The sequence below is a fragment of the Winkia sp. UMB3158 genome (genome assembly GCF_030217145.1).
In the GTDB taxonomy this organism is placed as follows: Bacteria; Actinomycetota; Actinomycetes; order Actinomycetales; family Actinomycetaceae; genus Winkia; species Winkia anitrata.
Window position 1 is genome coordinate 269,253 of record NZ_JASONH010000003.1, and the last position, 14,223, is coordinate 283,475.

General features: G+C 59.6%; 6 protein-coding genes. All 6 read left to right on the forward strand.

Annotated features, from left to right (window positions below; genetic code table 11):
• The first annotated feature begins 30 nt into the window (after positions 1 to 30).
• The 6 genes from QP400_RS04835 to QP400_RS04860 are packed head-to-tail and all read left to right on the forward strand — an operon-like array spanning position 31 to position 14,206.
• On the forward strand, positions 31 to 801 hold the full coding sequence (locus QP400_RS04835; RefSeq protein WP_146002920.1) for a biotin--[acetyl-CoA-carboxylase] ligase: 771 nt from the start codon (positions 31 to 33) through the stop codon (positions 799 to 801).
• Entirely contained in the window at positions 798 to 2,552 is a 1,755-nt protein-coding gene (locus QP400_RS04840; RefSeq protein WP_004807630.1) for an acetyl/propionyl/methylcrotonyl-CoA carboxylase subunit alpha, read from the forward strand. The genes QP400_RS04835 and QP400_RS04840 overlap by 4 nt, the downstream gene beginning before the upstream one ends.
• On the forward strand, positions 2,549 to 4,108 hold the full coding sequence (locus QP400_RS04845; protein WP_004807632.1) for an acyl-CoA carboxylase subunit beta: 1,560 nt from the start codon (positions 2,549 to 2,551) through the stop codon (positions 4,106 to 4,108). Before QP400_RS04840 ends, QP400_RS04845 begins: the two co-directional genes overlap by 4 nt.
• A gap of 20 nt (positions 4,109 to 4,128) precedes the next feature.
• The gene (locus QP400_RS04850; RefSeq protein WP_048706857.1) at positions 4,129 to 13,143 is read left to right on the forward strand and encodes a type I polyketide synthase; all 9,015 of its coding nucleotides are present in this window, start codon (positions 4,129 to 4,131) and stop codon (positions 13,141 to 13,143) included.
• On the forward strand, positions 13,143 to 13,610 hold the full coding sequence (locus QP400_RS04855) for a holo-ACP synthase (protein ID WP_004807639.1): 468 nt from the start codon (positions 13,143 to 13,145) through the stop codon (positions 13,608 to 13,610). Before QP400_RS04850 ends, QP400_RS04855 begins: the two co-directional genes overlap by 1 nt.
• A complete protein-coding gene (locus QP400_RS04860) occupies positions 13,607 to 14,206 on the forward strand; it encodes a biotin transporter BioY (RefSeq protein WP_004807641.1) in 600 nt (199 codons plus the stop codon). Before QP400_RS04855 ends, QP400_RS04860 begins: the two co-directional genes overlap by 4 nt.
• Positions 14,207 to 14,223: the final 17 nt, after the last annotated feature.

Below are 14,223 nucleotides of genomic sequence, written 5' to 3' on the forward strand. Positions count from 1 at the left end.
GATGGACCACAGATACCGAATGGTATTTGAGTGAAGCAGCTTCCTTCCGAAGAATGTCTAGCGATAAGACACCGGAAGGAAGAAGCATTGAGCTCCAAGATTACTTTTCTGTCTGAGGTAGGCTCCACGCAAGATGTGATGGCGGAGCGCATTGACGAGGGCGCAGAACCGTTTGAAATGTTGGTTGCCCATTCTCAGACTGCTGGTCGTGGGCGCATGGGACGGACTTGGGTGTCCGGCAGGGACCGCGGTCTTTACGCGTCTACGTACCTTCATCTTCCCGAATACAGTGTGGACGAATACGGCTGGGTTACGCTGCTTGCCGGTATTGCTACCCAGGAAGCGATCTGGCAGTACGGTGTGAGGCCAACACTGAAGTGGCCGAACGATCTGCTGCTAGACGGTGGGAAGGTATGCGGCATTCTTACTGAGCTGCACGGGCCCGGACAGTTCGTAGTGGGCGTCGGACTGAACCTTACGCAGGCCCCCGACGTTGATCGGCCCACGGCTTCTCTTTCCCAGGTCATTGCCCCTCCCAGCGTCGAGGAAATGGCGCGAACACTGAGCGAGAGTCTGAAGAAGATCTTTACTACCGTAAAACCTGGCCCAGAAGCGGCCGCCCTATACCGCCAGCGTGCCCTGTTTGGCGTGCGCATCCAAGTACACACCCCGGCAGGATTGATTGCCCCTGCTATTGCAACGGACATTACCGATTCTGGCGCCTTGGTGCTGGTAGAAGACCAGGGCAAGGAAAAGCTCATTACCTGCGGTGATGCCGAGATCGTAAAGGGCCTGAAATGAAAAAATTAGAGAAGATCCTTATTGCCAACCGCGGTGAAATCGCCCTCAGAGTGGTTCGCACGGTCAGGGAAATGGGCCTGAAATCAGTGGCCTGTTACGCGGATGAAGACATCAATACCCTTGCTGTCAGAGAAGCTGACGAAGCATATGCCCTGGGCGGACTCCGCGCAGGAGACACCTACTTAAACCACGACGCCGTCCTTGAGGTAGCTCGCAAATCCGGTGCTGACGCTATTCACCCCGGCTACGGGTTCCTTTCCGAGAACGCTGAGTTTGCACGCAAAGTCGCGGAAGCGGGCATCACCTGGATCGGGCCGAAAGCGGAGGTAATCCACGCCCTCGGCGATAAGATTGATGCGCGTGCACTAGCGAAAGATGCCAATGTGCCCACAATTCCAGGTTCGGCAGGCCCCGTGCGCACCGAGGCCGAAGCGGCCGCCCTAGCCGAACAGATCGGGTATCCGGTGCTGCTCAAGCGAGCCGACGGCGGTGGTGGGCGCGGAATTATCCGCATCCGGTCCCGGAAAGATCTAACCGATTACTACTCGGTCAGTTCCCCAGAAGCACTGGAACTTACTTTCTTAGAAAAGATTTGCGAGCACGCCCGCCACGTCGAGACACAGTGCATGCGGGACGTAGAAGGAAACTTCGCCGTAGTTTCCACCCGCGACTGCTCGGTACAGCGCCGAAATCAGAAGCTGGTTGAAGAGGCCCCCGCGCCCTTGCTACCGGAAGGAATCGAACAGAACCTCACCGACTGGTCGAAGCGACTGTTTGAACAGGCCGGCTACGTCGGGGTGGGGACGTGCGAATTCCTGGTCTGCGACGGACAGGCCTATTTCCTGGAAGTCAACCCCAGGTTGCAGGTAGAGCACACGGTATCCGAAGAAGTCACCGGGCTCGATTTAGTGGCCGAGCAGATTCGGATCGCCCGCCACGAAACCCTAAGCGAAGTTCCTGCCGTGCGCGGTCACGCAATCGAAATTCGCATTACCGCGGAAGACCCGGGAGCAGACCTGGCCCCCGCAACTGGGCGAGTGCATTCGCTTTCCTGGCCAGGAGGCGCCGGTGTTCGTATCGACTCATTCCTAGAGCCAGGTTCGGTAATTGGCCAAAACTTCGATTCGCTCATCGGCAAAATTACCGTCCATGCGCCCACCCGCGACCAGGCGATCGCGCGTCTGCTCCGAGCCCTCGCCGAGACCCGCGTTGAAGGGGTACCCACCTCTAAACCGGTATTCGAAAAGGTACTCAGTTCCGCAATATTTGCGAACGTACACCACTACACCTCGTGGTTCGACGAGAACCACGTAGTCGATTCTTTGGGGCTGGAGCCCTTCAAAGCAAGCGATGCAAAGACAGTGGCGCCGGTAAAGATGGCCCTCGAAATTGACGGGCGGCGCCACAGCGTCGTCCTCGACGAAAAAGCGCTCGCGGTCTTTGGATCCGCCGGCCCGGCAGGGCCAGTGCGCCCTCGCCAGCCGCTGCGCGGAGCACGCAAGACCACTGCGGTGGCAACTACCAGCGATGACTCGGGTGCGGTCGTTTCACCAATGCAGGCCACCGTTGTCAGGGTGGCGGTAGAGGACGGCCAGAAGGTCGAAGAGGGCGACCTGGTAGCTGTCATTGAAGCAATGAAAATGGAGAAATACCTGTACGCGCCGGCGGCTGGGATCGCGCGGTGCTTGGTCAGCCAGGGGGACACCGTGGCTTCCGGACAGGTCATCGTAAGAGTGGGAGAGGAAGAATGAACCCCACCGTTGATATCGATCGCAACAAGGTTGCCAAGCGCGTCGAACAGCTGACGGATAAGGCTGAGGAGCGTGCCCGCGAGCGCCAGCATGCGAAGGGGCGGGGAACTGCCCGCGAGCGCATCAATCAGCTGGTAGACGAGGGGAGTTTCCAAGAGATTCACACCTTTGCGGGCGGCAATATTGATGCCTCCTACTTGGGGTGTGCCGTGATCACTGGGTTTGGTCAGATTAGCGGGCGTCCCGTCGCGGTGTATTCGCAGGACTTTTCCGTGAAGGGAGGTACGCTGGGCGAGGTTGAAGGGCGCAAGATTTGTCATCTTATTGATGAGGCGTTGCGCCTTCGCATCCCCGTGTTCGCGCTGCTGGATTCTGGTGGTGCGCGCATTCAGGAGGGCGTTGCGGCCCTGGCGCAGTACGGCAACATTTTTAAAAAGATTTCTGAAGCCTCTGGGATTGTGCCCCAGATTTCGGTGATTTTGGGGCCGTGTGCTGGCGGCGCTGTTTATGGGCCTGCCCTTACCGACTTCATCATTATGACGAAGCGGTCTTCCTATATGTTTGTTACTGGTCCGAAGGTTGTGCGAGCGGTCACTGGCGAGGACGTCTCTTCAGAGGATTTAGGTGGGGGCGACTTGCATAACACCGTTTCTGGGGTGGCCCACTACCTCGCTGAGGACGAAGAGGATGCGTTGCAATTCGCCCGTTCTGTCTTCACCTATTTGCCGTTGCACTGTGAAGAAGAGGTCCCTAGGTATGACTATGAGCCTGATCTTGAGGGCGAGGCACTAGCAGCCCGCGTCGGAGACTTGGTGCCGTCCTCGGCGAAGCAGCCCTACGACATTATCGAAGTCATCGAGGCGTTGGCTGACTACGGCGAATTTGTGGAAATACAGGAACTATTTGGCCGTTCCATAGTGGTGGGATTCGCCTGCTTTGATGGCCGTTCGGTTGGCATAGTGGCAAATCAGCCGGCCTTTGACGCGGGCACATTGGACGTGAATGCGTCCGAGAAAGCCGCTCGTTTCGTGCGTTTTTGTGATGCCTTCGGCCTGCCGGTAGTTACGTTGGTTGACGTTCCGGGGTACCGTCCCGGTACCGAGCAGGAACGGGCCGGCATCATTAGGCGTGGCGCAAAGCTAATCACCGCCTACGCTACGGCAACTGTCCCACTGGTAACGGTCATTTTGCGGAAAGCTTACGGGGGAGCCTACATCGTCATGGGGTCCAAGTCGTTAGGCGCTGACTTCAATTTCTCATGGCCGCAAACCGAGATTGCGGTGATGGGATCCGAGGGCGCGGTAGACATCATTTTCCGCAAGCAGCTGCGCGCTGCCGGACAAGAGGGAATAGACGTTGCTGAGCAGCGGCGCCTCTACCAGGAGCAGTACCAGCGCGAGGCAATCGGACCGAATCTGTCGTTGGAAAAGGGAGAGTTAGATTCCCTAATCAACCCCAAGAACACAAGATCCACAATTATCCGCTCCCTGTCCGTACTAGAGCGGAAAGCCCGGTCGTATCAGACCTCTAAGTATCACGACAACGCGCCCCTGTAGGGCATAGGAATGGATTGTAAATGAAATCGTTTTTTGAAGATTTGAACGCACCCTACGCCCTAATTTTCGGCGGTCAGGGAAGTGCGTGGGGACCTCAGCTATCTGCCCTGTTGCACAGCTCTTCCATTGCGAAGGAAGTGGGCGCTTCTTGGCAGAAGGCGAAGGAAAAGGTTTCGCCTCTTGCATTGCAGATTGCAACGGCTGCTCCGGGTGCGCTAGACCGTCTGGAAGCTCTCTTTGGGGGCGAGGGTGTTAGCGCGGACAAGAAGTACATTGACGCCCCCCTTTCGGTACCCGGCATCACTTTGACCCAGTACGGTGCGGTAGTCGCGCTGGCACAATCTTCGCTGGCATTGCGCGAGAAGGCACCGCTTGCCTTTCTCGGCCACTCCCAGGGCGTGTTGGGTGCCGAGCTCGCCCGCGCATACGCCGCCGGCAAGCAGGAAGAAGTAGTCGACGTGTTGGCACTGTCCCTGCTCGTTGGCACCGCTGCTGCCCGAGCCACTGCTCTGAAGGGGGCTCTTGGGACAGCCGATACCACCCCCATGATGTCCCTGCGAGGGGTAGACCTGCGTTTTGTCGAGGAAGTATGCACCGACTCGGTCTCGCTTGCCGTCTACAACGGTGACAAGGCATGCGTGCTTTCGGGGCGTCCTCGTGACCTGGAAGTAGCTCTGGCCCGGCTGGAAAACAAGGTAGAGGAATTCAATGCCTCCATTACCCAGCACCGCAGCGGCGGCAACCTGATCAATCTACAGGTGGATCAGCTCGAAGTGGCCGTCCCATTCCACAATAAACTCCTTGTAGAAGCGGTCGAAGAAGTAAGCGAATGGGCGGCCAAGTGCGGCATTGACACCGACTTCGCCCGTCGTCTGGCACATGCCATTCTGGTCGCGCCCACCAAGTGGCCGCAAGTCCTTGAAGAGGCCCACAACCAGGGTGCAAAGTGGTTCATCAACGTTGGCCCCGGCCCCGTCCTCGCGCAAATCACCGCCCCTCTTCTGGCCGGTTCCGGCAGTGGAGTAGTAGACGCCGGCGAGGAGAGCGCCCGCCAGGATCTAGACACGCCTGGCTTCGTCGTGCCCGCCCCGCTCGATTACACCGATTTCGCCCCGAGGCTGAACCAGCTTCCGGACGGCAAAGTGAGCGTTTCGACTAAGTTCACTCGCCTGACCGGCTACAGCCCAATCATGCTTCCGGCAATGACCCCCACCACGGTCGATGCCGGAATTGTTGCCGCAGCCGCGAACGGCGGTTACTGGGCGGAACTTGCTGGTGGCGGCCAGTATTCGCCAGAAGTGCTAGAAAGCAACTTGAACAAGCTCTCTGCTTTGCTTCAGCCCGGCCGCGCCGCACAATTCAACTCCATGTTCTTCGACCGCTACATGTGGAACCTCCAGTTTGGGGTTCAGCGGATTGTCCCGAAAGCCCGCGCGAACGGAGCCGCAGTCAACGGCGTAACTATCTCGGCGGGTATTCCGGAAGTCGAAGAAGCAACCAAGCTACTCGAAACTCTAGGCGCAGAAGGCTTCTCTTACGTCTGCTTCAAGCCTGGTACCGTGGAACAAATCCGCCAGGTGCTCGCCATTGCGAAGGCCGCGCCGGAGCGCGACATCATCATGCAGGTCGAGGACGGAGCTGCCGGCGGACACCACTCCTGGCAGTCCCTAGACGAACTGCTGCTCGCTACCTACCATGACATCCGCAAGGCAGGGCGCGTAGTGCTAGCCGTCGGCGGAGGCATCGGCACCCCGGAGAAGGCCGCTGAATACATTTGCGGCAAGTGGTCTCTGGCCTACGGCCGTCCGCCGATGCCAGTGGATGCCGTGATGGTTGGTACCGCAGCCATGACCGTGAAGGAAGCTACGACCTCGGCCGCTGTGAAGCAATTGCTGAAAGACACCCCCGGTATTTCTGAAGGGTGGATTGGTCGCGGCGAGGAACGCGGCGGCATCACCTCCGGGCTGTCCCACCTGGACGCGGACATGTACGAGATTGAAAACTCCTCTGCTAAGGCATCGCGTCTAATTCACCAGATTGGCACCGACGCCGTCGAACTCGAAAAGCGGCGCGATGAGGTAATCGAAGCGATCAACAAGACCGCCAAGCCCTACTTCGGGGATTTGGAAAAGATGACCTATGCGCAGTGGGCAAGCCGCACTATCGAATTGTGCTACCCCTGGGCAGACCCCACCTGGAATGACCGCGTCTGGGACCTGTTCCGGCACATCGAGGCTCGCCTAACCGAAGCCGATCACGGCGAAGTCGAAACCCTATTCCCGAATCTAGAAGACATCGAGGACGGGCCTGCCGCCCTCGAAAAGCTTCTGGCAGCATATCCGTCGGCACGCGACATCAAGGTCATCGCTACAGATGCGGCATGGTTTATTGATCTGTGCCGCAAGTACGTCAAGCCGATGCCTTTCGTGCCGGTGATCGACACCCAGATCGCCCGCTGGTGGGGGAGGGACACTCTTTGGCAGTCCCACGACGAGCGCTTCTCTGCCGACGCCGTCCGCATCATCCCCGGCCCGCTGTCTGTGGGCGCAATCGATCGCATCGACGAACCGATTGCAGACATGTTTGCCCGCTACGAACAGGGCGTGCTTTCACAGATTGAGGGCCAAGCCCGCCCCATCTACGCACGTCTGGCTGAAGCAGCTGACGTGCGCGCGTTCCTGGCCGCAACTCCGCTGCTCGAATGGAACGGCAACTTGGTAGAAAACCCGTTCCGGCACTCTCCATCCCAGTGTTCCCTGCGGGAAGACGAGGACGGCCTGACCCTGGTTATTGCCTGCGATAGCATCTGGGACGGCATGGACAATCCGCCTTACGCGGTGCCCGCCCTCGAACTGCCCCTGTCGCTGCCGGAGAGCTGCGCTCGTGGCGGTTACCCGGTCGTGGACATGGAACGCATGTCTACTACCGCCTTCAAGCTGCTGGCTGGGGCTGCGGGCGTTGGTTCTATCGCTACCTCCGGCGAAGCAATTGAGCAGATGCCGCAGATCGTTGCTGGAGCGGGCTTTGGCGAAGTACGCGATGAATTCCTGCTTGGCCAGAACCTGGGCGCTGCCCATAGTGCGGTTACCGGTGCCGCGCTTGAGGGCGAGCTGGCCCCCTGGGTGCCGGACGCACTGGTTGGTCCTTGCTGGCCCACTATTTACGGCGCGCTGGGTACTGCAACCTACGGTGATTACCCGGTTATTGAGGGCCTCATTAACGCAGTTCACCTAGACCACACGGTTCGCTTGAAGGCAGAGGTGCCATTTGGCAAGCGCGTTCACACAGTAGGCCGGTGTGCAGCGGTAGAGGAATCTTCTTCCGGTCGTCTGGTCCGCGTGGAAGTGTCCCTCTTCGATGGTGATAAAGAATTTGCTCAGCTCATCGAACGCTTTGCCATCAGAGGGCGAGTCTCCACTTCGGATCCGGCAAGCCCGGCTCCGCTGCCATACGACACTGAGGTGGACGATACCCCGCGCCTGCTGCTGCGGCGCGTGCAGGTACAGGCTCCTGCCGAGATGACCCCGTTTGCTAATGTTTCTGGCGACTTCAACCCGATTCATACTTCTTATTCCGCAGCGCGGATGGCTGGGCTGAAGGCTCCGCTCGTGCACGGCATGTGGCTGTCGGCTACTTCCCAGCACGTCATCGAGGCAGAACTGGATAAGCAGGCTGGGCACACGATCACTTCGTGGACCTACGAGATGTTCGGCATGGTCAATTTGAACGACCAGATCTCTATCTCGGTTGAGCGCGTTGGCCGGGTCCGTTCCGGCGGCCTGATTTTGGAAGCCACTTGCAAGATTGGTGACGAGCTCGTCTCTCGAGGTACCGCTGTCACTAAGGCTCCGGTTACCGCCTATGTTTACCCAGGTCAGGGTATTCAGAAGCAGGGGATGGGCCAGGACGATCGGTTGCAGTCGAAGAGTGCCCGGCAGGTATGGCAGCGGGCGGATCGTTTCACTCGCACCAGGCTCGGCTTCTCGATTCTGACTATTGCCCAGGAGAATCCGACTGAACTGAAGGTAGCTGGCGAAACTTATCGCCACCCGCGTGGGGTCATGAACCTGACTCAGTTCACCCAGGTTGCCCTTGCCACTTTGGCATACGCGCAGACTGAGCGGCTCAAGGAAGAGGGCGTATTCCTCGAGGGGGCTAAGTATGCTGGTCACTCGCTAGGCGAATACAACGCGCTTGCTGCCTGTGCGGATATTTTCCCGCTCGAGAAGGTAATCGAGATTGTTTACCAGCGTGGTTCTGCAATGCATCACCTGGTGGAGCGCGATTCGCAGGGGCGGTCTAACTACGCAATGGGCGCATTGCGCCCGAACCAGTTTGGTGTCACTGACGAGGGCATCCGCGACTACGTGGCTTCGGTTGCGAAGAAGAGCGGGCAGTTCCTTGAAATCGTGAACTACAACCTGGCTGGTGCGCAGTACGCCGTCGCAGGCACCCTGGCAGGGCTCGCAGCTTTGGAAGAAGATGCCACTGCAAGGGCGAAGGCATGGGGTGGAAAGCCGCCGTTCATGCTGATCCCCGGTATTGACGTTCCGTTCCATTCTTCGGTGCTGCGCCCCGGGGTAAATGAGTTCCGGCAGAAGCTAGACGACGCAATTCCGCAGGTCATTGACGTTGAGAAGCTGGTAGGGCGGTACATTCCGAACCTGGTGGCTCGCCCCTTCGAAGTGACCGAAGACTTTGCCAAGGAGATCCTGGAAGTAGTGCCTTCCGAGGCCGTAGCTCAGCTGCTTTCTGACGGTTTCACTGACTCCAATGCCGCCGCCCGCACACTTCTTATTGAACTGTTGGCGTGGCAGTTTGCTTCTCCTGTCCGCTGGATCGAGACCCAGCAGCTGCTGCTTTCTGCGCCCGAGGATGGAGGCCTTGGCGTACAGCAGTATGTCGAGGTGGGTCTTTCCTCTTCCCCGACACTAGCGAACCTTGCGGATAAGACTCTGAAGCTGCCGGCACTGTCTGACAGGCATGTCGACATCTTGAACGTGGAACGCGACGCGCAGCGGGTATACCAGAAAGACACCGTGTCTTCGGTGGCTCCGGCCGTGCCGGCTGCCCCTGCCAAGGCACCCGTTGAAACGAAGAGCCCAGAGGCAGCGCCCGTCGCTGAGCCTGCTGCGCCCTCGAGCCCCGCGCCAGCTCCTGCTGGAGCAGCTGCCGCACCGGAGCTCTCCTTTGACGCCGGCGATGGCATCACGTTCCTGTTGGCCTATTCGAACAAGCTCAACCTGGATCAGGTTGAGGATGCTGACACGGTAGAAACTCTGACCAACGGCATCTCCTCGAAGCGAAATCAGCTGCTCATGGATATCGCTGCGGAACTGTCGCTTCCTGGCGTGGATGGGGCAGAAGAAGCAGACGTGAAGACGCTGCGGCAGAAGGTACGTACCCTGGCGTCCTCCTACGCGCCATTCGGGCCTGTCCTCTCTGACATCGTGGCTGCAAAGCTGCGTGCCCTTCTAGGGGGCGCCGGCCTCGACGTGGATTACGTGGGCACTCGCCTGTCCAGCTACTGGGCGCTACCTGCAGGCTGGGAGCCGAAGGTTATCGAGGCGCTTGTCTTAGGAACTAGGGAGGGCGACTCCGTCCGCGGTGGTTCCCTGTCTAGTTTGGCGGCGACGGTTTCCTCTAAGGCACAGGCAGATGAAGTCATCGATGCTGCGGTGCAGCTGGTGGCTGCTGCCGAGGGCGTCACTGTTGCTCCGGCTACGGCTGGCGGCGCCGGCGGAGGCGGGGTAGTAGACTCCGCCGAGCTGAATGCGCTGCGCGAGGACGTGCTGGGTGCTGACGGTATTTTGGCTTCGCTCGCAAAGAGCGTGCTGGACCAGCTCGGTACAACTGCGGCAACTGCCTTAGTTCCCACCAGCGATACCGAGCTACTTGGCGCGGTAGAAGCCGAGTTGGGCACCGACTGGCAGAAGTTCGTTCGACCCGCCTTTGACGCCAATAAGGCGGTCCTACTGGATGATCGATGGGCGCTGTACCGCGAAGATTTAGCACGAGCCGCAGCAGCAATTGAGCGAGGCGAACAGCGCGATGCAGACGATCGCTGGGACGGCGCCGGCGCTACCATCGCTGCGCAGGCCCGTTGGTATGCTCGTCATTCCAAAACACCTGAGTTCTTTGAAGCGGTAGCCGAGCGGGCGGAACGCACTGCTAACTTCGAATTTGCCCAGGACGTCGCCCTCGTTACGGGGGCAGCGCCGAAGGCCATTGCGGCCCAGGTAGTAGCGCGTCTGCTACATGGGGGCGCAACGGTCGTGATGACGGCTTCGCGAGTCAGCGATGCCCGTCTGAAGTGGGCCAAGGAACTATACCGCGAACACGCTCGAGGTGAAGCTGCACTGTGGCTCGTCCCCGCGAACATGGCATGTCTGCGCGACGTGACCGCTCTTGTGCAGTGGGTTGGCAGCGAACGCCGAGAATCCGTAGGCGGCAAGACCACCGTCACTAAGCCAGCACTCCTGCCAACACTGGCCTTCCCGTTTGCTGCTCCGTCCGTGCTCGGTCGCCTGGGCGAAGATCCTCGCAAGGGATTGAATGAATTCAGGCTTCTGGTCACCAGCGTGGAAGCTACGATTTTCGAACTGGCTCAGCTGGGCGCCGACACTGCCATTGGGCATAAGGTGCACGTGGTTCTGCCCGGTTCGCCGAACCGGGGTACCTTCGGTGGTGACGGTATGTACGGCGAGGCCAAGGCCGCTTTGGACGCCATCTGCAACAAGTGGAAGGTGGAAACTGGTTGGCCCGATCGCATCACGTTGGCTCACCCCCGAATTGGGTGGGTGAAGGGCACCAACCTGATGGGTGGCAACGACGCAATCGTCCCCGCTGCCGAGAAGGCTGGCATCCATGTATACGACACTGCCGAAATTGCTGACGAACTGGTTCGCCTAGCAGGGGCGCAGGTGCGTGCGCAGGCCGAACAGGCCCCCGTAGATGCAGATCTTACGGGCGGCCTGGCAGATGCCAAGGTATCTTTGCCGGAACTGGCCGCTCAGGTGGAACGAGTCTCGTCTGCTCCGGAGCCGGAGGCCGCTGCGGTGACCATCCCTGCTCTGCCGAGCCCGCGTTTGCCGCGCCAGGCAGTAACCGAGTGGGAAAAGGTAGAGACCTCTCTGGACGATATGGTCGTCATCGTCGGCGCCGGCGAAGTCGGCGCCTGGGGTTCTGCACGCACCCGTCTAGAAGCTGAGCGAGGCATTGAGCCCGCCAACCTCTCGACTAACGCAGTCATCGAGCTGGCATGGATGATGGGCCTGCTCACCTGGAAGGATGCTCCCGCATACGGCTGGTACGACCAGGATGACGAACTGGTGCAAGAAGAGCAGATCCACGAGCGTTTCGCGGCCGAGGTCGTGGCCCGCTGTGGCATCCGTCCGTTTGCGAATGATTCCATTCTTCGCGAGGGCGGCTCTAACGACGTGACTACCATGTTCTTGCCGAACCCGGTCACCTTTGCGGTTGATTCTAGGCAGGTGGCGGACGCCTACAAGCAGGCCGACCCGTCCCATACGGAGGTCTTCTTCGATGGCAAGTGGCAGGTGCGCAAGTCTGCCGGTTCTAAGGTCCTCGTGCCTACCTTCGTGCCTCTTACGCGTACGGTTGGCGGGCAGCTGCCTGAAGGATTCGATCCTTCCCGCTGGGGAATTCCTGCGGGAATGGTGGAAGCCCTGGATCGCATTGCCGTGTGGAACCTGGTTACCGCCATCGACGCGTTCACCTCTGCTGGCTTTACGCCCGAGGAACTGCTGAATGTCGTCCACCCCGCCGACGTCGCTTCGACTCAGGGCACTGGTATTGGCGGTATGGAATCCCTGCGTGAGGTCTTCCTCTCGCGCTACCTAGGCGCAGAGAGGCCACAGGATATCCTGCAGGAAGCACTGCCAAACGTGGTGGCGGCTCACACGATGCAGTCTTACGTGGGCGGTTATGGTTCCATGATCCATCCGGTAGGGGCGTGTGCTACTGCGGCTGTTTCGGTAGAAGAAGCGGTGGACAAGATCGCCCTCGGCAAGGCCGACTTCGTTATCGCAGGCGGTATAGACGACATCTCGGTTGAATCCCTAACGGGCTTCGGCGACATGAATGCGACCGCCAACTCGCAGGAGATGGCCGACAAGGGGATTGCTCCCAGGTTCTTCTCGAGGGCGGGCGACCGTCGCCGTGGCGGTTTTGTGGAAGCTGCCGGTGGTGGCACGCTACTCCTTGCTCGCGGTTCCGTAGCAGCGAAGATGGGCTTGCCAGTACTGGGCGTCCTTGCCTACGCCAGGTCGTTTGCCGACGGCGCACACACCTCTATCCCGGCTCCGGGATTGGGCGCGCTCGCCGCTGGCCGCGGAGGAACCGAAGGCCACTTGGCTAACGTCCTTTCTAAGCTTGGCTTGTCCGAGGACGACATTGCGATCGTGTCTAAGCACGACACCTCCACAAACGCGAACGACCCGAACGAGGCGGAACTGCACTCGCGGCTCGCTAAGGCTCTGGGGCGTTCGGCTGGTAACCCGCTCTACGTGGTATCTCAGAAGTCACTGACTGGGCACGCGAAGGGAGGGGCTGCACTGTTCCAGGCCGTCGGTCTTACCCAAATCATAGCTTCTGGCATAATTCCGGCAAACCAGTCTCTGGACTGCATCGATCCGGTAATGCGCCAGTGGGAAGAACTCGTCTGGCTGCGGGAACCGTTGGCCCTTGGCCGGCCCATCAAGGCTGGGGTACTCACCTCGCTTGGCTTTGGACACGTATCCGCTCTGGTGGTTATTGCCCATCCTGGTGCGTTCTACGAACGCCTCACCAGCGAGCAGGGGGCGCAAGCCGCCGCCTTGTGGCTGGAGCGCGCCAACGAGCGACTCGCCGCCGGTGAGTCTGCACTGCAGCGCAACATGCGTGGGCAGGCAAGGCTGTTTGCCGCTCCTGTGGCAAGGCGTTTCAGCGGCGACGAACAGGTAGATCACGAGGCCGAAGCAGCTTTGCTGCTAGACCCGACAGCGCGACTCAAGCTGAACGGAAAATACCTGTAATGACCCATGTGGTGGGGCTCGGCTGCGACGTGGTGGATATTGATTCCTTCGCGTCGCAGCTGAGCGAGCCCGGCTCCCTACCAGGAGCATTCTCCGCTGCCGAACACGCAGTGGTGACTAAACGTTCAGCAGCATTCGCGCCCCAGGTGCGAGCGCAGCTGGAAACTGCCTCTTATGCAGCCCGCTGGGCAGCTAAAGAGGCAGTAGTAAAAGCGTGGTCGACGGCGCTCCTTGGATGCGCCCCCGTTCTCGCCGATACGGCCGAGATATGGCCGCAAATAGAAATTTTGAATGACCGGTGGCGGCGCCCCTATGTGCGCCTAAGTAGGCAACTTGAAAGAGCTATAGCGCAATCGCTTTGCTGTGCCATCGAAGAAATGACCTGGCTAATTTCAATAAGCCACGATGGTCCAACCGCCTATGCCACCGCAATTTTGCAAGTAACTAGCAGTGAGGAAAAACGATGAAAACTGTAGCTGTGAAACCAACCGTACTAGTTGACTATCTATCGGCAAGAAAGAGCTGGGTCGCAGACTGCGCCCTGGCTCTTCTAGGCGCCGCGGTAGTGGGCCTGTCGGCACAACTATCCGTACCCATGTGGCCGGTACCTATTACGGCACAAACACTTGCTGTGCTGCTCGTTGGAGCTGCACTGGGAGCCCGCCGGGGAGCTTTGTCCATCACGTTCTATCTACTGATTGGTGTGGCAGGTGTGCCCTGGTTCGCCGGCATGACTGGCGGTCCGGCCTCCTTCATGAAGCCGTCCTTCGGATATATCATCGCCTTCATCGGTTCCGCCTGGGTTAGCGGTCGTATGGCCGAACGACGCTGGGATCGGAGCTTCGGCAAGACGCTCGGAGCCTTTGCCGCAGCGGCCGTCATTCCTTACACCATCGGTGTGCCATACATGGCCATGGTGCTGGCCGCCCTCGGGAAGCCGCTGTCTTTTGCCGAGGCAATCAATCTTGGCGTCACCCCCTTCCTAATCGGGGACACGGTCAAGTGCATAATCGCCGCAGCTATCATGCCCGCCGCGTGGAAGCTGCTAAGTAAACTTTCGTAGGTTGCCTCCTCCTTGCC

What these genes read in the sequence shown, in the direction of transcription:
- QP400_RS04840 (WP_004807630.1), top strand. Translation starts at nt 798, where the DNA reads ATGAAAAAATTAGAGAAGATCCTTATTGCCAACCGCGGTGAAATCGCC.
- QP400_RS04860 (WP_004807641.1), top strand. Translation starts at nt 13,607, where the DNA reads ATGAAAACTGTAGCTGTGAAACCAACCGTACTAGTTGACTATCTATCG.
- QP400_RS04850 (WP_048706857.1), top strand. Translation starts at nt 4,129, where the DNA reads ATGAAATCGTTTTTTGAAGATTTGAACGCACCCTACGCCCTAATTTTC.
- QP400_RS04845 (WP_004807632.1), top strand. Translation starts at nt 2,549, where the DNA reads ATGAACCCCACCGTTGATATCGATCGCAACAAGGTTGCCAAGCGCGTC.
- QP400_RS04855 (WP_004807639.1), top strand. Translation starts at nt 13,143, where the DNA reads ATGACCCATGTGGTGGGGCTCGGCTGCGACGTGGTGGATATTGATTCC.